This is a genomic window from Pseudomonas sp. TH06 (assembly GCF_016651305.1).
GTDB lineage: Bacteria > Pseudomonadota > Gammaproteobacteria > Pseudomonadales > Pseudomonadaceae > Aquipseudomonas.
In genome coordinates this window covers 4306891-4332178 of the sequence record NZ_JAEKEC010000001.1, presented here as the reverse complement: position 1 = coordinate 4332178, position 25288 = coordinate 4306891, and the positions used below count along the sequence as shown (strand labels likewise).

Sequence of the window (25288 nt, the reverse complement as noted above, 5' to 3'; positions counted from 1 at the left end):
TTCAAATAGCCCAGCGCCACACCCTGGCCGCCGATGTACAACTCGCCGGTCACACCCATCGGCACCGGTTGCTGATGGGCATCGAGCACGTACACCTGGGTGTTGGAAATCGGCCCGCCAATCGGCACGCTTTCAGCGTATTCGGCCACTTCGTGTACTTCGAAGGTCGTGGCGTAGGTGGTGGTTTCGGTCGGGCCGTAGCAATGCACGATGCGCAACTCTGGTGCTTCGGCCAGCAGTCGGCGGAACGCAGACGGATCGCCGCGTTCACCGCCGCACAACAGAATGCGCAAGCCTTCGAGCGCCTGCGGAATCAGTTGCACGTACTGGTTGAACAACGCCGTGGTGACAAACAGGATTGTCGCCCCGGAGCTGCTCAGTTCTCGGCCGAAAGCATTCGGATCGAGCAGGGTTTCATGGTCGATGACCACCACCCGCCCGCCATTCAGCAAAGGCCCCCAGATGTCCATGGTGCTGGCGTCGAACGCCGGGTTCGAGGCGAACACCACGCGGTCCTGCGGATTGAAATCGGCGTAACCGTTGTTGATCACCAAGCGGCCGATGCCACGGTGCGGCACCATCACGCCTTTCGGCGTACCAGTGGAGCCGGAGGTGTACATGATGTACGCCAGCGATTCCGAGGATTGCAGCAGGTTCGGGTTATGCGTCGGCTGTCCGCTGAGTTTCAGCCTGTCCAGGTCGACTCGCGATGCCGTGTAGTCGATGACTTCGCTGCTCAGCGTCAGCAATGCCACCGCCCGACAATCCTCGACCATGAACGCCTGACGCTCGCTCGGCGCGTTGATGTCCAGCGGCACGTAGGCTGCCGCGCACTTGGCGATGGCGATTTGCGCGACCAGCAATTCCAGCGAGCGTGGCAACAGGATCGCCACGTGATCACCCGGTTGCACGCCTTGGCCGATCAGATGATGGGCCAGGCGATTGGCCTGAGCGTTCAGTTCAAAGTAGCTCAGCGAGTGCGTACCATGGACCGCCGCTACAGCTTTCGGATGCGCCGCGACCTGCTGCTGGAAAATCCCGTGTACGGTCAGCGTCTGCGGATATTCACGCGCCGTGGCATTGAAGTCCGTCAACAGCCGTTGACGCTCATCCGGCGCCAGCAGCGGCACTTGCTCCAGCACGGTGTGATCGTCGCCGACCATCGCTTCCAGCAGCCGCTGGAAGTAGCCGACATAGCGCTGGATCGTCGACTCGTCGAACAGCGCCGTGGCATACACTAGCGATCCGCGAATCTCCCCGTTGACTTCGCCCAGCGTCAGCGTCAGGTCGAACTTGGCGACGTCGCCCTCCCCGGTCACGCCTTCCAGGGTCAGGTCCGCCAACACCAATTGCGGCCCGACGCTGCTGTCCCAGCTCAACGTGGTCTGGAACAACGGGCTGTGCGCCAGGCTGCGCACCGGTCTGACGATTTCCACCACTTGCTCGAACGGCAGGTCCTGATGCACCTGAGCTTGCAGAGTCCGCGCCTTGACCCGCGCCAGCAACGCTTCGACACTCGGCTCGCCCGAGGTGTCGATGCGCAATGCCAGAGTATTGACGAACATGCCGATCAGCCCTTCGATCTCGGCACGGCTACGGTTGGCCACCGGCGAACCGATCACCACGTCGGCCTGCCCGGAAAGACGACTCATCAACAGTGCCCAGGCACTGGTCATGGTCATGAACAGCGTTACGCCATGACGTTGACTCAAAGCCTTGAGTCCCGCACTCAAGCGCTCGCCCAACAGCACTTCGACGTTGCCGCCGGTGTAATCCTGTTGCGCCGGACGCGGCCGATCGGTCGGCAGGGTCAACAGCGCCGGCGCGCCGTCGAGGGTCTGCTGCCAGTAATCGCTTTGCCGCTGTAGCACTTCGCCGCTGAGCCAGCGCCGTTGCCACACGGCGTAGTCGCCGTATTGCAAGGTCAGCGCTGGCAATGGATCTTGCTCGCCATGGCTGAACGCTTGATACAGCGCCATCAGCTCGCGGGTCAGTACGCCCATCGACCAACCGTCGGCGACAATGTGATGCACGGTCACCAGCAGCACATGGTGATCGTCAGCCAGACGCACCAGCCGTCCGCGAATCAGCGTATCGGTTTGCAGATCGAATGCGGCCGAGGCTTCCTGCGTCATCAATGTCTGCAAGGCAGGCTCGGCCTGCGGGTGTTGGCGCAGGTCTTCAACGCGCAGCAGCAAATCGCTGCCGACCGGCGCAATCGACACCTGCGCGGTGTCGTCGATGCTGACAAAACGGCTGCGCAAGGTTTCGTGACGGGCAACGATCCGCGTCAGCGCCCTTTGCAGCGCGTCGGCGTCGAGACGGCCGTGCAGACGCAGGCCGATGGGGATGTTGTACGCCGAGTTGCCACCCTGCATCTGCGCCAAAAACCACAGACGCTGTTGGGCGAAAGACATTGGCAACGCTTCATCACGGGGCGCCGGGAGGATCTCTGGCAACGTGCTGCGTCCGGCGCGATTCAGCGTCGCGGCAACCGCGTGCAGTTGCGCGTCGGCAAACAGATCGCTCAGCGCCAGCTCCACACCGAGGCGCTGCCGTACCAGCGAGACCATGCGCATCGCCAGCAACGAATGGCCGCCCAGTTCAAAGAAGTGATCGTGACGGCCGACCTGCTCGACCTGCAGCACGTCGATCCAGATTTGCGCCAGGACACTTTCCAACTCGCCTTGCGGCGCTATGTACTCTCGGTTAAGCAACGCAGCATCATCAGGTTTGGGTAAGGCTTTACGATCAACCTTGCCATTGTTGTTCAACGGGAGCACATCGAGTTGCACCCATGCCGTCGGCACCATGTATTCCGGCAGTCGTGCTTGCAACTGAGCGTGCAGATCAGCGCTGTCGAGACTGGCGCCAGTCACCGTGTAATACGCCACCAGACGTGCGTTTTCCTGGCCATCGCGGCGCGCCAGCACCACCGCTTCCTTGATGCCCGGGCAATTCAACAGACGGTTTTCGATTTCGCCCAGCTCGATGCGGAAACCACGGATTTTCACCTGGTCGTCATTGCGCCCGATGCAATCGAGTTGTCCCGGCGCCAGCCAGCGCGCGAGGTCGCCGGTTCGATAGAGCAGCGCGCCAGGTTTGTCGCTGAACGGGTCGCGAAGAAATTTCTCTGCAGTCAGGTCCGGCCGATTCAAATAGCCCAGCGCTACACCCTGACCGCCGATGTACAACTCTCCGGTCACGCCCATTGGCACCGGTTGCTGATGGGCATCGAGCACGTACACCTGAGTGTTGGAAATCGGTCCGCCAATCGGCACGCTTTCGGCGTTTTCCGCCACTTCGTGTACTTCGAAGGTCGTGGCGTAGGTGGTGGTTTCGGTCGGGCCGTAGCAATGCACGATGCGCAACTCTGGTGCCTCGGCCAGCAGTCGACGGAACGCTGCCGGATCGCCGCGCTCACCGCCGCACAACAGAATGCGCAAGCCTTTGAGCGCCTGCGGAATCAGTTGCACGTACTGGTTGAACAGCGCGGTGGTGACGAACAGAATCGTCGCCCCGGAGCTGCTCAGTTCTCGGCCGAAAGCATTCGGATCGAGCAGGGTTTCATGGTCGATGACCACCACTCGCCCGCCATTCAACAACGGCCCCCAGATATCCATGGTGCTGGCGTCGAACGCCGGGTTCGAGGCAAACACCACGCGGTCCTGCGGATTGAAATCGGCGTAACCGTTGTTGATCACCAAGCGGCCGATGCCACGGTGCGGCACCATCACGCCTTTCGGCGTGCCGGTGGAGCCGGAGGTGTACATGATATACGCCAGCGATTCCGAGGATTGCAGCAGATTCGGGTTATGTGTCGGCTGTCCGCTGAGCGTCAACCTGTCGAGATCAATGCGCGGCGCGGCGTAGTCGATCACTTCGCGACTCAAGGTCAACAGCGCCACGGCCTGGCAATCTTCAACCATGAACGCCTGACGCTCGCTCGGCGCGTTGATGTCCAGCGGCACGTAGGCTGCCGCGCACTTGGCAATCGCCAATTGCGCAATCAGCAGGTCCAGCGAGCGCGGCAACAGGATTGCCACATGGCTGCCCGGTTGCACACCTTGGGCAATCAGGTGATGGGCTAGCTGGTTGGCCCGGGTATTCAACTCGCCATAGCTCAGGGTATGCGTGCCATGCACCGCTGCCACAGCCTGCGTATGCACCGTCGCTTGCAGCTCAAACAATGCATGAACGGTATGTGTCTTGGGGTATTCGCGCTCGGTGGCATTGAATTCGACCAGCAATTGTTGGCGCTCGTCCTCCGGCAGAACCGACAAATGCTCAACCGCCAATTGCGGTTTTTGTGCCAGTGCCTGCAACAGATTAGCCACCGCCAGTTGCATGTACTCGCAGATGCGTTCGGCATCAATGCCGTCACCTGCCAGAGCGGTAAGGCTGAAGCCCTCGCCCAGATCATCGACACTGAGGCTCAACCGATAGTTAGTGCGCTCTTCGGCTTTCAGCAACTGCATGCCTTGCCACGCAGCTGCGGCCTCCCGGGATGCCGAGCCGGTACCGCCACTGTGGCGATAATTGAATAAAGAGCTGAACAACGGCGTGCCCGCCGCCATTGCGCTGCAATGTTGGGCCAGCGCCAGTTGCGCATGCTCGTGCTGCAACAAGCGGTTCAGCTGTTGGTGAGTGTTCAGCGCGGCATCCTTCACCGAGTGCTGGCCCAGATCGATGCGCAGCGGCAAGGTGTTGATGAACACGCCCAGCGCGCGCTCGGCGCCCTCGCCCGCCTGCAATCGTCCGAGCAGAACCGTACCGAATACCACTTGCTCACGCCCGGACAACTGGCCCAGCACCTGCGCCCAGGCCAGGTGCATGAGGCTCGCGGCGCTGATACCCAGGCGCCGAGCCTTGGCTCTGACCCGCTGACTCAGATCGTTGTCGAGCAGGCGATGGGCTTCTTCGGCGTGGCTTTTATCAGCGCGGTTCTGGCCGTAAGGCACGGTCGGCTCGCTGACGTCGCCGAGCATCTCGCGGAAGAAGTTCTGGTGTTGCTGATCACTCAATCCGCTACGGGTGTGCGCCACGTAATTGCGGTACGGCACCGGCTCGCTCAGACGCTGCGGCTGATCAAGCAGGTAAGCCTGCATTTCGTGTTGCAGCACTTCCAGTGCAACGTGGTCCATCACCAAGTGATGGAACAGCAAAATCGCCACAACGCGCTGGTTCGCTGCATCCCGGCCACTCACCACACGCAAAAGCGGTGCCTGGTTGATTGCCATCCGGTAGTGACCGGCATCGAAACGGCTGCGCAGTTGATCCAGCGCATCAACATCGTCTGCGTCCAGTGGCACGGTTTCACAAACCAGAGAAGCCTTACGCCAGACCACTTGTACCGGCTCTTCCAGGCCATCCCAGAACAGCGAAGTACGCAGAATGTCATGGCGCTCGATCACGCATTGCAGCGCTTGAGTGAAGGTTGCGAGACGCTGTTCATCAGTAAAGGCAAACTGCGCCTGCAACACGTAGGGATCGCCTTGGGTCGCCGACAAGTGATGGAAGAAGATCCCGGTCTGTAATGGCGCCAGCGGGTAAATATCCTGCACATTGGCGACGCCGCCGGGAATACTGGCGACGATACGGTCAATGGCGGGTTGGTCGAGTGTCACCAGCGGCAGTAGCTCGGGGGTGATACGCGCGCAATCGCTGGCAATGCGATTGGCTGCAACTTCAATCTCGGGCTCACCCCCGACAGCAGCGGCCAGTGCTGCCAGAGTCGGCTGGTTGAACAGCACACGAACGTCTGCCGTCAGTCCGGCGCGACGCATTTTCGCGACCAGTCTCACTGCCAGAAGCGAATGGCCGCCCAATTCGAAGAAGTGATCGTGACGCCCTACTCGCTCGACATCGAGCAGCTCGGCCCATAGCTGGGCAAGGACAGTTTCGACCTCTCCAACCGGCGCTTCGTATTCACGGCTGAGCATCGAGGCCTGATCCGGTATCGGTAGCGCCTTGCGATCCAGCTTGCCATTGGGGCTGAGCGGCAACACCTGCAATTGCACGAAAACCGCGGGAACCATGTAGTCCGGCAGATGTTCCAGCAGATGGCTACGCAGTGCATCGTTCGCCTGTGGCGAACCGGTGTAGTACGCGACCAGGCGCTTGTCGCCCGGCACATCTTCGCGGGCCAGCACCACGGCTTCCTGCACACCGTCGATCTGGGTCAGGCGTGCCTGGATTTCACCGAGTTCGATACGCAAACCACGGATCTTCACCTGATCGTCGTTGCGTCCCAGGTATTCGATGTTGCCGTCTGGCAGATAACGGGCGACGTCACCCGTGCGGTACATCCGGGCATCGGGGCGTTCATTGAAAGGGTCTGTCAGGAAGCGCTCTTCAGTCAGCTCCGGGCGGTTCAAATAGCCACGCGCGACCTGCACACCGCCGATGTACAGCTCACCGACAACGCCGTGTGGCACCGGTTGTTGCTGGTTGTCGAGGATGTACATGCGGGTGTTGGCGATCGGCTTGCCAATCGGTGTGTTGTCGGGAGTTTGTTCCACGGGGCCGGCGCAGTTCCATGCAGTGACATCCACTGCCGCTTCGGTCGGGCCGTAAAGGTTGTGCAATTCGCTGCCCGGCAATTGCTCCTTGAAGCGTCGCACCAGACTGCCCGGCAACGCCTCACCGCTACACATCACTTGCCGCAATGGCTTGCAACGGCGCGTATCGCCGTGGGCCAGAAAGACATCGAGCATCGAAGGCACGAAGTGCAATGTGGTGATCTGTTCAGTCTCGATCACTTCGCTGAGATACTGCGGATCCTTGTGTCCACCGGGCCGCGCCATGACCAATCGTGCACCGGTCATCAACGGCCAGAAGAACTCCCAGACCGACACGTCAAAACTGAACGGGGTTTTCTGCAACACCCTGTCCGTCGCCGTCAATTGATAAGCGTCCTGCATCCACAGCAAACGGTTGACCACCCCGGCGTGTTCGTTGATAACGCCTTTTGGCTGGCCGGTAGAGCCGGAGGTGTAGATGACGTAAGCGCTGTGTTGTGGCGTCAGCGCAGGGATCTGCGGATTGTCCGCCGACAGCGATTGCCATTGCGGTTGATCGAGATCGACCACGGGTACGGCGACTTCGCCCAGCAACAGGCGGGTTGAACCCTGAACCAGCACCACTGCCGGCACGCTGTCATCCAGCATGTAGGCCAGGCGTTCCAGCGGATAAGCCGGATCCAGCGGCACGTAAGCGCCTCCTGCCTTGAGGATGGCCAGCAGGCTGACCACCATGTCGAGGCTGCGCTCGACGCAGATCGCCACTCGTGAGTCCGGCTGTACACCCAGCCCGCGCAAGTGATGGGCCAGACGGTTGGCGCTGGCATTCAGTTCGCTGAAGCTCAAGCGCTGCTCGCCACTCTGTAATGCGACGGCCTGAGGTGTGCGCAACACTTGCGCCTCGAACAAACCGTGGATCGACTGATCGAGATCGTAATCAACCTCCGTGGCGTTGAAATCGAACAGCACACGTTGTTGCTCTTCTTGCGCCAGCAGAGGCGTCTGTTCCAGCACCGCCTGATCGTTGGCGACCATGGCCTGCAACAGGCGCTGGAAGTAGCCGACGAAGCGCACGACCGTTTGCTCATCGAACAACGCCGTGGCGTACTCCAGCGAGCCGCCAATCTCGCCCCGCGACTCACCCAGGCTGAGCGACAGATCAAACTTGGCAAAGTGGCTCGGTTCGGCCACGCCTTCCAGCGTCAGATCACCGAGTGCCAGCGCCGGTCCATCATTACTGTCCCAACTGAACAGGGTCTGAAACAACGGACTGTGGGCCAGGCTACGCACCGGTTTGGTGATTTCCACCACTTGCTCGAACGGCAGATCCTGATGCGCCTGCGCTGCCAGGGTTTGCGCCTTGACCCGCGCCAATAGCGCCTCGGCGCTCAACTCGCCAGAGGTATCGATGCGCAACGTCAGGGTGTTGACGAACATGCCGATCAAGCCTTCGATCTCGACGCGGCTGCGGTTGGCAACCGGTGAACCGATCACGACCTCGGACTGACCGGACAAGCGACTGAGCAACATCGCCCAGGCACTTATCAGCGTCATGTACAGCGTCACGCCGTGGCGCTGGGACAGGGCTTTGAGTCCGGCACTCAAACGCTCGTCGAGCAGTACATCAACGGTGCTGCCGGCGAAATCCTGTTCTGCCGGGCGTGGCCGATCGGTCGGCAACATCAACAGCGCCGGCGCGCCGGCCAACGTTTGTTGCCAGTACTCGCTCTGGCGCTGCAACACCTCGCCGCTGAGCCAGCGGCGCTGCCACACCGCGTAATCGGTGTATTGCAGCGCCAGCGCTGGCAGCGGATCGGGTTGACCGTGGCTGAACGCCTGATACAAAGCCATCAGTTCACGGGTCAAAACCCCCATCGACCAGCCATCGGAGATGATGTGGTGCAGGGTCAGCAGCAGCACATGGTGATCATCGGCCAGACGCACCAGCCGCCCGCGAATCAGCGGGTCGTCCTGCAAGTCGAAAGGCCCGGAAGCTTCGCCCTGAATCAGCGCCAACAAGGTTTTGTCAGGTTGCGGGTGTTGCCGCAGATCTTCGACGCGCAACAGCAAACCGCTGTCGACCGGGGCAATCAATACCTGTGCTTCGTCGTTGAACTGGGCAAAACGGCTGCGCAGGGTTTCGTGGCGGGCAACGATGCGCCCCAACGCTTGTTGCAGCGCCTCTTCGTTCAGATGGCCACGCAGACGCAGGCCGATGGGAATGTTGTACGCGGTGTTGGCGCCTTCCATTTGCGCCAGAAACCACAAACGTTGCTGGGCGAACGACAGCGGCAATGCGCCGTCACGGGCCACCGGGACGATCTCCGGTTGCGTACTGCGCCCGGCTTGCGCCACCACTGCGGCGACCGCCGCCAGTTCGGCATTGGCGAACAGATCGCCCAGTGCCAGCTCTACCCCGAGACGTTGGCGAACCTGCGACACCATGCGCATCGCCAGCAGCGAATGGCCGCCGAGTTCAAAAAAGTGATCCTGACGCCCTACTCGCTCAACCTGCAGCACTTGCGCCCAGATCTGCGCCAGCGCTGTTTCCAGTTCATTGTGTGGCGCCTCGTATTGGCGGGTGAACAGCGCCGCACGATCAGGCCTCGGCAGGGCCTTGCGGTCGACCTTGCCATTGGCGGTCAGTGGTAGCGCGTCGAGTTTGACGAAGGCCATCGGCACCATGTAATCCGGCAACTGCGTCAACAGGTGCGCGCGCAACTCGGCCACGGCCAGCGGCTCGACCTGCGCCTGCTCGGTGAAATAGGCGACCAGCCGCGGCTGGCCGGGTTCGTCTTCGCGAGCCAGCAGCACTGCCTCCTGGATGCCGGGCAACTGATTGAGGCGAGTTTCGATTTCACCAAGTTCGATGCGCACGCCACGGATTTTCACCTGATCGTCATTGCGACCCAGGTAGTCAATCGTGCCGTCAGCGCGCCAGCGTGCGAGGTCGCCGGTGCGATACATGCGCGCATTCGGCAAGGGGCTGAACGGGTCGTGGAGGAAGCGCTCGGCAGTCAGATCGGCGCGGTTCAGATAGCCTCGCGCAACACCCGCGCCACCGACGTACAACTCGCCCATGACGCCTATCGGCACCGGGCGCTGCTGCTCATCGAGCAGATACACCGTGGCGTTGGCCACCGGTTTGCCGATGTGCAGCGCCTCACCCGCCTCGATCAGTCCAGAAGTCGCGACCACGGTGGCTTCGGTCGGGCCGTAGTTGTTGATCACATCGAATTGCTGGTTGCGGCTGAATTGCCGCAAGCGGTCGCCACCAATCAGCAGCGTGCGCAAGGTCGGGTGTTCAAGGTTCTGGCTGAAGGCATATTCGGCCACTGGCGTCGGCAGGAAACTCACGTCCAGCGGCTGCGCGCGCCACCAGTCGAGCAGCGCGTCGATGTCTTCGCTGCCTTCGTGAGTCGGCGCCAGATGCAGGGTCGCGCCGGCACACAACGCCGGCCAGACTTCCCACGCCATGGCGTCAAAACCGAATCCGGCAAGGCTTGAGGTGTGACGACCGGCGCACAGATCAAACGCTGTGCAATGCCAGTCGACCAGATTCGACAGGGTACGGTGTTCGACCATCACGCCTTTCGGCAACCCGGTAGACCCGGAGGTGTAGATCACGTAGGCCAGGTGCGCGGAAGTCAGGCCAGTCACTTGCGGATCAGCGGTCACGCTCAGCGGCCAGCTGCGCTGATCGAGGTCGATTACCGGCACATGCAGCGCTGGCAAGCGCTCGTGCAAAGTGCTCTGGGTGAGGATGGCAACCGGGGCGCTGTCACTCAGCAAGTAGTGCAGACGATCGGCCGGGTGCGCCGGGTCGATCGGCACATAACCGGCGCCGGCCTTGAGAATCGCCACCAGCCCGACCAGCGTATCGAGGCCTCGCCGGGCGACGATGGCCACACGATCGTCAGGTTTCACCCCGAGTTCAATCAACTGATGGGCCAGTGCATTGGCCTGCCGATTGAGTTCGGCATAGCTCAATTGCTCACCGAGAAAAGCCGCTGCCACGGCTTCCGGCCGCTGCGCGACTTGCGCCTCGAAACGTTGCGCGATAGTCAGCATTGCCGGGAAATCGGCGTGGGTGGCATTGAACGCCAGCAACACTTGCTCACGCTCGGCCGCCGGTAGAATCGGCAATTGGTTGAGCGCGGTGTCCGGCGCCTGCTCCAGCGCCAGCACCAGACTTTCCAGCGCGCAGTGCAGGTACTCGCAGATGCGCTGCGGTTCAACCTCAGTGGTCGCCAGCAAAGTCAGGCTGAACGCATCGCCGAAATCATCGACGCTCAGGGTCAGCGGGTAGTTGGTGCGTTCTTCGGAGCTGAGGGTGCTGATGCCTTCCCATACGGCGAGGGTCTCGGCACTGGCCGTCGCCGCTGTATGGCTGTGGCGGTAATTGAGCAAGACGCTGAACAACGGCGTGGGTGCGACCACACCGCTGCAACGTTGCGCCAATGCCAGCGGCGCGTGTTCGTGGCGCATCAACGTGGTCAGGCGTTTGTGCGTCGCATCGACCGCAGCACGCACGCCCTGCGCATCGACATCGACCCGCAGCGGCAAGGTATTGATGAAAATCCCCAGCGCGCGCTCGGTGGCTTCGGCGCCTTGCATACGGCCCATCAGCACGGTGCCGAACACCACGTTGGGCTTACCGGTCAGCACCGCCAGCACCTGCGCCCAACCGAGATGGAACAGGCTCGCGGCACTCACTCCGAGCTGCCGCGCCTGCGCCCGCAGACGCTGGCCGAGCAGCGGGTCGATCGGCAGGCTCAGTTCGGCAATACCCAGCCCGTCGCCCTGCACATCGTGCAAACCATACGGCAGCGTCGGCTCGCTGATATCACCGAGCATGTCGCGGAAAAACGCCTCATGTTCGGCTTCCGAGATGCCCAGCCGCGCTTGCGCCACGTAATTGCGAAACGGCACTGGCCGGCCCAGCGATTGTTGCTGGCCGGTAAGGCAGGCGAGCAACTCGTGACGCACCACGTCGAGTGCCGAGTGGTCCAGCGCCATGTGATGGAACAGCAACGTCGCGACCACTCGCTGACCGGCCTGATCCCAGGCGTAGGCCAGACGCATCAGCGGTGCACGGGTGACGTCGAGACGGAAATGCCGCGCGTCAAAGCGTTCGTGCAGTTGTTGCAAGGCATCGCCCTCGTGGTCGAGCAGCACCTCTTCCACGGGCAGTTGCACTTTGCGCCAGACCACTTGCAGCGGCGTATCCAGGCCCTCCCAATGCACCGCCGTGCGCAAGATGTCGTGGCGATCGATCACCGTTTGCAAGGCCTGAGCAAACGCCTGTAACCGCTGACGATTGCTGAACGCAAAGTACGACTGCATGACGTACGGATCGCCCTGCTCGTTACTCGCGTGGTGATAGAGAATGCCTTCCTGCAACGGCGCCAGTGGATAGATGTCCTGCACATTGGCCGCGCCGCCGGGGACGTCGGCGATCAAGCGGTCAATGGTCGCTTGATCAATGTCGGCGAGGGTGAGCATTTCCGGTGTGATGCGCGTGCTGCCGGGGAGAATGCCATTGGCCGGCACGTCGATCTGACCGGCCTTGGTGGCCGAATATTGCCCGGCCTTGATCAGTTCGATCAGCGCCGGTTTGTGTTCACGCAGCGCTGCCAGTAATGCCGGATCGCTCAAGGCCTGCTTGTTGCCGTTTACGCGCAACTGGTCGTCGCTGACCGCCAACTGAATGTCTTTGCTTTTCAGGGTTGCCAACAGTTCGATCACATTCACAGGACGATCTCCATTCTTTCCGTAATTGCGGCGTAGCCGGCCAGGGTTGGCTGTTCGAACAGCGCCCTGACATCAGCTTCCATGCCTTCCTGGCGTAACCGGCCGATGAGGCTGACCGCCAGTAATGAGTGACCACCCAGTTCAAAGAAATGGTCGTGACGCCCGACTCGTTCGACGTTGAGCAACTCGGCCCAAAGGCGAGCGAGGATGATTTCGACTTCGCCGACCGGGGCTTCGTACTCACGGGTTTTCAGCGCGCTCTGATCCGGTGCCGGCAAGGCCTTGCGGTCGAGTTTGCCGTTGGGGCTCAGCGGCAGCGCGTCCAGGTGCACGAACAGCATTGGCACCATGTAATCCGGCAGATGCTCAAGCAGATGACTGCGCAACACGTCAACTTCCAGGCGTTCGCCGGTGTAATACGCGACCAGACGCTTGTCCCCCGGGACCTCTTCACGGGCCAGCACCGCGGCTTCCTGCACGCCGGCTATCCCGGTCATGCGCGCCTGAATTTCACCCAGCTCGATACGCAGGCCACGGAGTTTCACCTGATCGTCGTTACGGCCCAGGTACTCGATATTGCCGTCGGGCAGATAGCGGGCGATGTCGCCAGTGCGGTACATCCGGCCGTCGGGACGGAAAGGATCGTCGAGGAAGCGTTCGGCATTCAGTTCCGGGCGATTGAGGTAGCCGCGTGCGACCTGCACACCACCGATGTACAACTCACCGATCACGCCTTGCGGCACCGGTTGTTGCTGAGCGTCGAGGATGTACATACGGGTGTTGGCAATCGGTTTGCCGATCGGGGTGTTGTCCGGCGTTTGCTCGATTGGCCCGGCGCAGTTCCACGCAGTGACATCGACGGCCGCTTCGGTCGGGCCGTAAAGATTGTGCAACTCGCTGCCCGGCAATTGCAGTTTGAAACGTCGCACCAGACTGCCCGGCAACGCCTCACCGCTGCACATCACCTGCCGCAAACCGCTGCTGCGATGGGTGTCACTGTTGGCAAGAAACACGTCGAGCATCGACGGCACAAAGTGCAGCGTGGTGATGTTCTCGGCCTCAATCACTTGTGCCAGGTATTGCGGATCCTTGTGCCCGTCGGGTTGGGCCATGACCAGGCGTGCGCCGGTCATCAACGGCCAGAAGAACTCCCACACCGAAACGTCGAAACTGAACGGGGTCTTCTGCAACACCGAGTCGACTGCCGTCAGACGGTAAGCGTCCTGCATCCACAGCAAACGGTTGACCACGGCGGCATGCTCATTGACCACGCCTTTCGGCTGGCCGGTCGAGCCGGAGGTGTAGATCACATAGGCGGTGTGTTGTGGGGTCGATCCAGCGTCGGACAGATTGTCCGTCGGTTGCGATTGCCAGTGCGCTTGATCGAAATCGATCAGCGGCACATCAACCTCGCCCAGCAACGCACGCGTCGAACCCTGCACCAGCACCGCCACCGGCGCGCTGTCCTTGAGCATGTAGGCCAGACGCTCCAGCGGGTACGCAGGATCCAGCGGCACATAGCCGCCGCCCGCCTTGAGAATCGCCAACAGGCCAACCACCATATCGAGGCTGCGTTCGACGCAGATCGCCACCCGCGAATCCGCCTGCACCCCCAAGTCTCGCAGGTGCCGCGCCAGTTGATTGGCCCGGGCGTTGAGTTCGGCAAAGGTCAGCTGTTGCGCGGCCGCTGCCACGGCCGGTGCCTGTGGCGAACGTTGTACCTGCGCCTCGAACAGGCCATGCAGCGTTTGCTGAAGATCGTAATCGACTTCGGTGGCGTTGAATTCGCCGAGCAATTTCTGCCGCTCTGTCTCCGGCAACACCGGCAGGCGGTTCAACCGCTCCTGCGGTGTTTGCTCCAACGCCTCGGCGAGGCTCGACAAGGCCCGCAGCATGTAGCCGCAAATCCGCGCTGCGCCGATGTTCGAAGGGGTCATGACGGTCAGGTAAAAGCCCTGACCGAGGTCATCGACGTTGAGACTCAATGGATAGTTGGTGCGCTCTTCGCTGGAGAGGCTGTCGATGCCTTGCCAGGTCAGGCGAGTCGCTTGCTGCTGTTGTTCGCTGACGCTGTGGCGGTAGTTGAGCATGGCGCTGAACAATGGCGATGACGCGGTCACACCACTGCAACGCTGGGCCAGCGCCAGTGATGCATGTTCGTGGCCGAGCAATGCAGTCAGTTGCGCATGCGTCGCCCTGACACCCGCGCGCACTGGCGTGTCACCCACATCCACGCGTATCGGCAAGGTATTGATGAACATCCCCAAGCCGCGATCAGCGCCGGAGCCACCCTGCATCCGCCCCAGCAGCACGGTGCCAAACACCACGCGGTCCTGACCCGAGGTCGCCGCCAGCACTTGTGCCCACGCCAGATGGAACAGGCTGGCAACGCTCACGCCTGACTGCCGCGCCTGACTGCGCAGGCGCGTGGCCAACGCCTCGGGCACGCTTTGGCGGACTTCTTCAATGGCATTGCCGTCACCGCGCACATCGAGCATACCGAATGGCAGCGTCGGCTCGTCGATGGCGCCAAGCATCTCGCGGAAAAACGCTTCGTGCTCCTGCTCGCTGATGCCCAGCCGTGTCTGGGCCACATAGTTGCGGTAAGGCACCGCAGGCATTGGCGGCTCGCCATGCCCCAAAAGTATCGCCAGCATTTCCTGCTGCACGACTTCCAGCGCGGTGTGGTCCATGACGATGTGATGGAACAGCAGCATCGCCACCACGCGATCATTGAGCGGGTCCTGCGCATACACCAAACGTGTCAATGGCGCCTGGCTGATGTCCAGACGGAAATGCCGTGCGTCGAAACGCTCATGCAACTGCGCCAGCACATCGCCCGCAGCCGGGTCGAAGGCGATTTCCTGCACCGGCAGTTCAGCTGCACGCCAGACCACCTGCACGGGTGCGGCCAACCCTTGCCAGACCACCCCGGTACGCAGGATGTCGTGACGCGCCATGACCTGGCGTAATGCGCCGGCATAGGCTTGCAGGCGTTCAAGGCTGTCGAACGCCAGACGCGATTGCAGCAGGTACGGATCGCCGCGCTCGGCGGTGATGTAGTGATAAAGAATGCCTTCCTGCAACGGCGCCAGCGGATAAATATCCTGCACATTCGCCGCGCCGCCCGGCACCGTGGCGACGATGCGCTCGATGCTGGCCTGATCCAGTTGCACCAGCGGCAACATGTCCGGGGTGATGTGCGCGCAATTGTCCGGAATCAGATTGGCCGGTACTTCGACCTCGCGGCCACTGCCCACCGCAGCGGCCAGCGCGGCCAGGCTTGGCTGACTGAACAATACGCGCACGTCAGTGCTCAAACCGGCCTGACGCATGCGCTCGATCAGCGTCACCGCCAGCAGCGAATGCCCGCCCAGTTCGAAGAAGTTATCGTGACGGCCGACCTGTTCGACCTGCAGCACCTCAGACCAGATCTGCGCCAAAATCGCTTCGACAGCACCTTGTGGCGCTTGGTACTCGCGGCTGAGCCAGGCGTTTTGATCCGGCTCGGGCAAGGCCTTGCGGTCGAGCTTGCCGTTGGCGGTCAGTGGCAGGCTGTCCAGTCGCACATAGGCTGCCGGCACCAGCGCTGGCGGCAACTGCGCTTGCAGATGACTGCGCAGATCTTCGATCTCGACACTGAGGCGTTCGGTAAACCACGCCAGCAACTGTCCGTCACGCACCAGCACCACGCAATCCTGCACGGCATCGTGGCAGCTCAACGCCGCTTCGATTTCACCCAGTTCGATGCGTACACCACGCAGTTTGACCTGATCGTCGTTACGCCCCAGATATTCGATATTGCCGTCGGCCAGCCAGCGTGCGAGATCGCCGGTGCGGTACATGCGCGCCTGCGGTTCGTCGCTGAACGGGTCTTCGAGGAAGCGTTCGGCGCTCAGTTCGGGCCGATTCAGATAACCGCGCGCCACGCCGGCACCGCCGACGAACAACTCACCCGCCACGCCTACCGGCACCGGCCGTTGTTGTTCGTCGAGCAGATACACCTTTGCGTTGGCCATCGGCCGACCGATATGCAGCACCTGCCCGGACTCGACCGCGCCGGACGTTGCAACCACCGTAGCCTCGGTCGGGCCGTAGTTGTTGATCACCGCAAAGGTCTGATTCCGAGGGAATTGTCGCAACTTGTCGCCTCCGATCAACAGCGTGCGCAAAGTCGGGTGCCCAAGGTCTCGACTGAAGGCATATTCGGCCACCGGAGTTGGCAGGAAACTCACCTGCAACGGCTGCGCACGCCACCAGTCGAGCAAGTCATCGAGGTGCTCGTTGCTCACCGACTCCGGCGGCAGATGCAGGGTTGCTCCCACACACAGCGCCGGCCAGACTTCCCAGGCCATGGCATCGAAACCGAACCCCGCAACACTCGCGGTGTGGCTGCCGGCCTCTAGATCAAAGGCCTCGCAATGCCAGTGCACGAGGTTTTCCAGCGTCGCGTGCTCGACCATGACGCCTTTCGGCTCACCGGTGGAGCCGGAGGTGTAGATCACATAGGCCAGATGCGCCGGCGTCAGGGTCGGCAGTTGCGGATTGGCCTCGGACAGGTGTTGCCAGGTGGGGTTGTCCAGATCAATCACCGGCATCCGCCCCAGCAGGTCTCGGGTCGAAGCCTGCGCCAGCACCGCCACGGGATCGCTGTCCTGCAACAGATAAGCAATGCGTTGCGCCGGGTACGCCGGATCGACCGGCACATAACCCGCCCCGGCCTTGAGGATCGCCAGCAACGCCACGAGCATGTCCGGGCTGCGGCGCAGGCACACGGCGATACGGTCATCGGGCTGCACGCCGAGGCCGAGCAAGTGATGAGCGAGGCGATTGGCGCGCTGATTGAGCTGAGCATAGGTCAACTGCTGTGCGCCTTGAACCACCGCCAGAGCATCCGGCTGCCGCTCGGCCTGAGCCTCCACCAATCGATGGATCGTCGCGCCACGCGGATACGCCGCCGAATGCTCGTTGAAGCCGACCAGCAAGCGCTCGTATTCCGCCACCGAGAGAATCGGCAAACGGTCGAGCGGGCGTTGCGGCGCCTGTTCCAGCGCCATCGCCAGATGTTCGAGCGCGGTGTGCATGTAGCTGCATATCCGTTGCGCACCGATTTCTGCGACCGCCAACACATCGAGGACAAAACCTTCGCCCAGATCATCCACGGACAGCGTCAATGGATAATTGCTGCGTTCCTCGCCACCGAGCATGCGCACGCCCTGCCAGATACCCTGGCCGTCATGCGGCTGATGTTCGGCGGCGCTGTGCCGGTAATTCAGCAACGCGCTGAACAGCGGCACGGAACCCGCCATGGCGCTGCAACGCTGGGCCAGAGCCAGCGACGCGTGCTCATGGCCGAGCAGCGCCGTCAGCCGTGCATGGGTGGTTTTCACCCCGGCGCGCACGCTTTCACTCAGATCTACGCGCAACGGCAAGGTGTTGATGAACACCCCCAGCGTACGGTCGGCGCCCTCGCCGCCCTGCATCCGTCCCATCAGTACGGTGCCGAAGACCACATCGCGACGTCCGGACAACACACCCAACACCTGCGCCCAGGCCAGGTGCATCAGGCTCGCCGGGCTGACACCCAATTGCCGGGCCTGTTCACGCAGGCGCAGATTGAGACCGGCATCAACCGGTTGCAGCGCTTCCTCGATACCACGACCATCGCCCTGAACGTCCTGCAAGCCGAAGGGCAAGGTCGGCTCGTCGATATCGCCGAGCATCTCGCGGAAGAACGCTTCATGTTCCTGCTCATCCGCCCCCAAACGTGCCTGCGCCACGTAGTTTCGGTAAGGCATCGGCGGCGTCAGCGTGTCGAGCTGATCGAACATCAAGGCGTGCATTTCCCGGCCGATCACGTCCATGGCGGTGTGGTCGAGAATCGAGTGATGGAACAACAGGATCGCCACCCATTGCTGCTGCAACGGATCCTCGGCGTAAACCATGCGAATCAATGGTGCCTGAGTCAGATCGAGGCAGTAATGCCGCGCATCGAAACGTGCGTGCAACTGCTCGAGAATGTCGCCGCCCTGCGCCTCCAGCGGTACGTGTTGCACGACCATTTGCGCTTCACGCCAGACCACTTGCTGCGGGCTCGGCAAGCCTTCCCAGACCACGGCGGTGCGCAGAATGTCGTGGCGCGCGATGACCTGCTGCAAGTACGCGGCGAAGGTGTGCAAACGTTCGAGGCTGTCGAACGCCAGCCGCGATTGCAACAGATAGGGGTCACCCTGCCCCGCGCTCAGGTGGTGATAAAGAATGCCTTCCTGCAACGGTGCCAGCGGATAAATATCCTGCACATTGGCAGCGCCGCCCGGCACCGTGGCAACGATGCGTTCGATGCTGGCCTGATCCAGCGTGGTCAGGGTCAGCATGTCCGGGGTGATGTGCGTACAACCGGCGGGAATCAGGTTGGCCGGTACGTCGATTTCCCGCCCGCTGCCCAGGGCGCGGGCCAGCGCGGCCAGGCTTGGCTGGTTGAACAGCACGCGCACATCGGCGCTCAAACCGACCTGACGCATGCGCTCGATCAGGCTCACCGCCAGCAGTGAATGCCCGCCCAGTTCGAAGAAGTTGTCGTGGCGACCAATCTGCTCGATTTTCAGCACGTCGGCCCAAATCTGCGCCAACGCGATTTCAACCGCGCCCTGCGGTGCCTCATATTCACGGCTGAGCCAGGCGCCCTGATCTGGCTCGGGCAAGGCCTTGCGATCAAGTTTGCCGTGGGCGGTCAGCGGCAAGCTGTGCAATCGCACATAAGCTGCCGGGACCAGAGCGTCTGGCAGTCGGCTTTGCAGGTGACGGTGCAAGTCGCCTGTCTCGACGCTGGCGACTTCAGTGAACCAGGCGATCAAACGACCATCGCGCACCAACACCACGCATTCCTGCACCGCGTGGTGAGTACTCAGCGCTGCTTCGATTTCACCGAGTTCAATACGCACGCCGCGCAGTTTGACCTGATCGTCATTGCGCCCCAGGTATTCGATATTGCCGTCGACGAGCCAACGCGCAAGGTCGCCCGTTCGGTACATCCGTGCATGCGGCTCTTCGCTGAACGGGTCGTCGAGAAAGTGTGCGACGGTCAGTTCCGGGCGATTCAGATAGCCGCGCGCCACGCCGGCGCCCCCCACATACAGTTCACCTTGCACACCGGCCGGCACGGGCTGTTGCTGGCGATCGAGCAAATAGACTTTGGCATTGGCGATGGGCCGGCCGATATGCAGAATCCGTCCGGGTTCAATTTGCCCGGAAGTCGCCACCACTGTGGCCTCGGTCGGGCCGTAGTTATTGATCACCGCAAAGGTTTGATCACGCGGGAACTGGCGCAGCTTGTCGCCACCGATCAGCAGCGTGCGCAGGGTCGGATGCCCCAATCCTCGGCTGAAGGCGTATTCGGCCACCGGTGTCGGCAAAAAGCTCACTTGCAACGGCTGCGCGCGCCACCACTCCAGCAGTTCGTCGAGGTGTTCGTTGCGGATCGACGGCGGCGGCAGATGCACGGTGGCGCCGACGCACAGCGCCGGCCAGAGTTCCCACGCCATGGCATCGAAACCGCAACCGGCGACACTGGCGGTGTGGCTGCCCGCATGCAGATCAAAGGCTTCGGCGTGCCAATGCACAAGGTTTTCCAGGGTTCGATGCTCAACCATCACGCCTTTCGGCTGGCCGGTAGAGCCCGAGGTGTAGATCACATAGGCCAGATTCGCCGGGCTCAGCCTCGGCAATAGTGGATTGCTGTCCGGCAAATGCAGCCAATCGCTGGCGTCCAGATCGATCACTCGCACGGCACCGAGCAAATCCCGCGTCGACGACTGCGCGAGCACCGCGATCGGGTCACTGTCCTGCACCAGGTAGGCGATGCGCTCCGCCGGATAATCCGGATCAATCGGCACGTAACCGGCGCCGGCCTTGAGAATGGCCAACAACGCCACGAACATGTCCGGGCCGCGACGCAGGCATACGGCGACGCGGTCATCGGCCTGCACACCGAGGCCAATCAAGTGATGGGCCAAGCGGTTGGCGCGTTGATTCAGTTCGCCATAGCTCAGCTTCAGATCGCCCTGCATCACCGCCAGCGCTTCGGGGCGCGTCACCACTTGCGCTTCGAACAGGCGATGCACGGTCTGCGCCACCGGGTATTCACGACCGCTGATATTGAAGCCGACCAGCACCCGTTGGCGCTCGCCCGGCGACACAATCGACAGCCGCTGCAACGGTGCCGCCGGTGTGTACTCCAGCGCCGTGACCAGACTGTGCAGAGCGGTTTGCAGGTAATCGCAGACCCGCGCGCCATCCACTTGTGGCACGGCTTGCACGCTCAGGCGGAAACCTTCGCCGAGGTCGTCGACGCTGACCACCAACGGATAATTGCTGCGCTCGCGGGAGCTGAGAATCTGCACGCCATCCCATGCCACGCTGGCCGAATCTGCGGCACTGTGGCGGTAGTTGAGCAACGTGCTGAACAGCGGTAGCGAAGCAGCGACACCGCTGCATCGCTGGGCCAACGCCAACGAGGCCTGTTCATGCCCGAGCAGTTGCGCCAGACGCTCGTGAGTGGCACGCACACCCTCTTGCACCGTGGCCCCTGCAACGCCAACGCGTAACGGCAATGTGTTGATGAACATACCCAGCGCACGGTCAGCGCCCGCTCCGCCCTGCATCCGCCCCAGCAACACCGTGCCGAACACCACCTCATCACGACCCGACAATTGCGCCAATACCTGGCCCCACGCCTGATGCACCAGACTCGCCACACTGATGCCGAGCCGGCGCGCCTGTTCACGCAGACGCTCGGCAACGCCGGCATCCAGCGCCTGTTCGGTGTCGACGATCGTGCTGCCATCGCCGTGTACATCCTGCAACCCGAAGACCACGGTGGGTTCGTCGATGTCGCCAAGCATGTCGCGAAAGAATGCTTCGTGGGCGTCAGCATCTGCGCCGAGCCGCGCCTGTGCTACGTATTGACGGTACTGCACCGGAGCCGGCAGATCGCTCGATTGCTCGCGCATGGCGTCATCGATTTCGGCCACCAGCATTTCCAGTGCCGTGTGGTCGAGCACGATGTGATGAAACAGCAGGATGGCAACCCAGCGCTGGTGCGGCACATCTTCGGTGTAAGCGAAGCGCATCAGCGGTGCGCGATGGAAATCCAGTCGATAGTGACGCGGATCGAAACGTGCCTGCATCTGCTCCAGCACATCGCCTTCCAACAGGTCGGCATCGACTCGCTCCAGCGCCAGCGGAGCCTGGCGCCAGACCACTTGTACCGGTTCTTCCAGACCTTCCCAGACCACGCTGGTGCGCAGGATGTCGTGACGGGCGATCACCGCGTTGATGGCGCGGACGAAGGCTTTGATCTGCGGCAAACCGTCGAAGGCGAATTGCGCCTGCAACACATACGGATCACCGGCATGGGTTGCCAGATGGTGATAGAGAATCCCTGCCTGCAACGGTGCCAGTCCATAGATGTCCTGCACGTTGGCGATACCACCGGGCACCGTTGCGATGACACGGTCGATGCCTGCCTGATCCAGCGAGGCCAGCGGCAGCATCTGCGGGGTGATGTGCGCGCAGCCGGGCTCGATCAGATTGTCCGGCACCACGATGGCTTGCGCTGCGCCCAGCGTTGCCGCCAGTGCCGCCACACTTGGCTGGCCGAACAGCACGCGCACATCACAATGCAATTCGTGCTGACGCATGCGCTCGATCAGCTTGACCGCCAGCAACGAATGGCCACCCAGCTCGAAGAAATTGTCATGCCGGCCGACCTGCTCGACACCGAGCAAGGTCTGCCAGATGTCGGCGATAAGCGTCTCCACGGCACCGACCGGCGCTTCGAAACCGCGACGGGCAAACGCTTCGCTGTCGGGCTGCGGTAACGCCTTGCGGTCGAGCTTGCCGTTGGTCGTCAACGGATAGGCATCGAGGCGCACGAAAGCGCTCGGCACCATGTACTCGGCCAGCGACGCCAGCAGTTGTTCACGCAGTTGCGCGGCGCTGGGCTCAGCACCTTCGGCCGCCAGCCAGTACGCCACCAGACGCTGGTCGCCGGGGCTGTCTTCACGAGCGATGACCACGGCTTCGCGGACGCCGTCGCAGGCGGCCAGGCGCGCTTCGATTTCGCCGAGTTCGATGCGGAAACCGCGAATCTTCACTTGATCGTCATTGCGTCCGAGGTATTCGAGGCTGCCGTCGGCCGTCCACCGTGCGAGGTCGCCAGTCTTGTACAAGCGCGCTTCGGCACGGCCACTGAACGGGTCAGCAATAAAGCGCTCGGCGGTCAGTGCCTCGCGATTGAGGTAACCCCGGGCCACCCCGGCACCGCCCACGTACAACTCGCCGACAACGCCCGCCGGCACCGGCTCGCGTTGCGTGTCCAGCACGTACAGTTGCAAATCGGCAATGCCAACGCCAATCGGGCTGCGGCCAACCAGTTGCGCATCCGCTGCCGCCAGTGGGCGGTAGGTCACGTGCACGGTGGTTTCGGTAATGCCGTACATATTCACCAGGCGCGTGCCGGCATTGCCGACCCGCGCATACCACGGTTTGAGCAGGCCTGGCTCCAGGGCTTCACCGCCGAAAATCACTTCGCGCAGCGAGTGCTGCAACGGGCTGCGGCCCTGTGCGGCGATCAATTGGCGGAATGCACTCGGGGTCTGGTTGAGCACGGTCACGCCGCTGCGGCACAGCAATGCGTAGCAGTCGTCCGGGGAACGGCTGACCGCCTGCGGCACCAGCAACAGTTGCCCGCCAAATGCCAACGCCCCCCAGATTTCCCACACCGAGAAATCGAACGCGAAGGAATGGAACAGCGCCGAGACGTCTCGGGGGTTGAAGTTGAACCAGTCATGAGTCGCCGAGAACAGCCGCACCACGTTGCGGTGCTCGACCATCACGCCTTTCGGCAGGCCGGTGGAGCCGGAGGTGTAAATCACATAGGCGAGATGGCTCGGGGTCAGCTCGGGAATCTGTGGATCACTGCTGAGTTCAGCCTGCAACTGCGCACTGTCGAGGTCGATGATCGGCATGTCGGGTGCGCCGACTCGATCAAGGGTTTGCGCCTGAATCAACAGCGCCACCGGCGCACTGTCTGCAAGGGTGTAGGCGATGCGCTCCAGCGGATACGCCGGATCGATCGGCACATAACCCGCGCCAGCCTTGAGCACACCGAGCAGGCCGATGATCATTTGCGGTCCGCGTTCGACGCAGATTGCCACCCGGTCATCGGGACGAATGCCGCGCGCCAGGAGCTGATGCGCAACCTGATTGGCGCGGCGATTGAGCTCGCCATAGCTGACGGTGCGCCCCTCGAACAGCAGTGCTGTAGCGTCTGGCCGCGCCTGCGCATGAGTTTCGAACTGCTGGTGAATCAGCGGTGTTTCGGGGAAGCGTGGCAACGGCGAATTGACGCCGTGCAGCAGGTATTCGCGCTCCTCCGGCGGCAAGATGTCGAGGTTGTGCAGCGGCGCATCTGGCGTCGATTGCAGCGTCTGTACCAGGCTGTGCAGCGCAGTGCTCAGGTAGCGTGTGATGCGTTCGGCACCGAGAGCGACATCAGCGAGTGCGGTCATACGCAGGTCTTCGCCGAGGTCATCGATGTTGACGGTCAACGGATAGTTGGTGCGCTCACGGGCGCCCAATACTTGCACGCCGGGTGCCAGTTCGCTGACCTCGGCGACTTCTTCGGCGCTGCTGTGGCGATAGTTGAGGATCGCACTGAACAGCGGCGTCGGCACCGCAACAGCACTGCAACGCTGAGCCAGGGCCAGCGAGGCCTGCTCATGCGCGAGTAACGCGGTCAAGCGCCGATGCGTCGTCAAGACGGCGGCGCGCGTGCCTTCCTGACCGACATCCACCCGCAGCGGCAGCGTATTGATGAACATCCCCAACGCCTGTTCGCCACCCTCGCCCGCCTCCATGCGTCCCAGCAGCACAGTGCCAAACACCACCGCCGTACGCCCGGACAACTGGCCGAGCACCCGCGCCATCGCCAGATGCAGCAGACTTGCGACGCTGACACCGAGCTGCCTGGCCTGCGTGCGCAGTTGCCGGCTCAATGTGCTGTCGAGCAGTAGCGACGACTCTTCGATACCTTGACCGTCGCCCTGCACATCCTGCAAGCCGCAGGGCAAAGTCGGCGCATCGATGTCGGCGAGCATCTCGCGGAAAAACGCTGTCTGGGCCTGCTCGTTCAGGCCCAGGCGTGCCTTGGCCAGGTGATCGCGATACGGCACGGCCGGGCCGACCTGCTCCGCGTGTCCAAGAAGGTATGCGCGGGTTTCGCGGCGCACCACGTCGAGGGCGACGTGGTCCATGATCAAGTGGTGAAACAACAACAACGCAACCACACGATCATTGTCCGGATCGGCGGCGTACACCAGACGCAGCAACGGCGCCTGCTGCACATCGAGACGGAAAAACCGTGGGTCATGACGTTCCAGCAACTGCGTCAGTACGTCACCGTCGGCGTCGAGTTCGACTTCCTCGCAGAACAGCGGCGCATGGCGTTGTACCACTTGCAAGGGTTCGTCGAGCCGCTCCCAGATGAACGAGGTGCGCAAGATGTCGTGGCGCTCGACCATCCATTGCAGCGCTTGCGCGAAGGCGTCCAGACGCTCGCGACTATCGAAGGCGAAGCGCGCCTGCGACACATAAGGATCGCCTGCCGCAGCGGACAAATGCAGGTAGAGCATGCCCTCCTGCAACGGCGCCAGCGGATAGATATCTTGCAAGTTGGCGGCACCACCCGGCACATCGCCAATGATGCGGTCAATGGTCGGTTGATCCAGTTGCACCAGCGGCAGCATGTCCGGGGTGATGCGAAAAGCCGGGCTCAGCCAGTCGCCGCCATGGCTGGCAACCAGTTCCAACAGCTGCGACTTGTGTTCGGCGAGGCTGTCCCACAACGCGTCATCCAGCGCGTCGTCGCTGCCCAGAATGACCAGGTCTTCATCTTCCTGTTGAAGGCGGATCGCATGGGTCGAAATAACAGCCATCAGTTCGCTGAAATGCAT

2 protein-coding genes (1 of these 2 cut by a window edge) are annotated in these 25288 nt (G+C 62.3%); both read right to left on the bottom strand.

From position 1 onward, the window contains the following. Window positions 1-12275: the 5' portion of a non-ribosomal peptide synthase/polyketide synthase gene (locus tag JFT86_RS19395; RefSeq protein WP_201237954.1), read on the bottom strand. 5575 nt of this gene lie to the left of the window's left edge; 12275 of the gene's 17850 nt are visible here — the first part of the coding sequence; its start codon is at window positions 12273-12275; its stop codon lies off the left edge, out of view. Beyond that, the gene (locus JFT86_RS19390; protein ID WP_201237952.1) at window positions 12272-25288 is read right to left on the bottom strand and encodes a non-ribosomal peptide synthetase; all 13017 of its coding nucleotides are present in this window, start codon (window positions 25286-25288) and stop codon (window positions 12272-12274) included. Before JFT86_RS19390 ends, JFT86_RS19395 begins: the two co-directional genes overlap by 4 nt.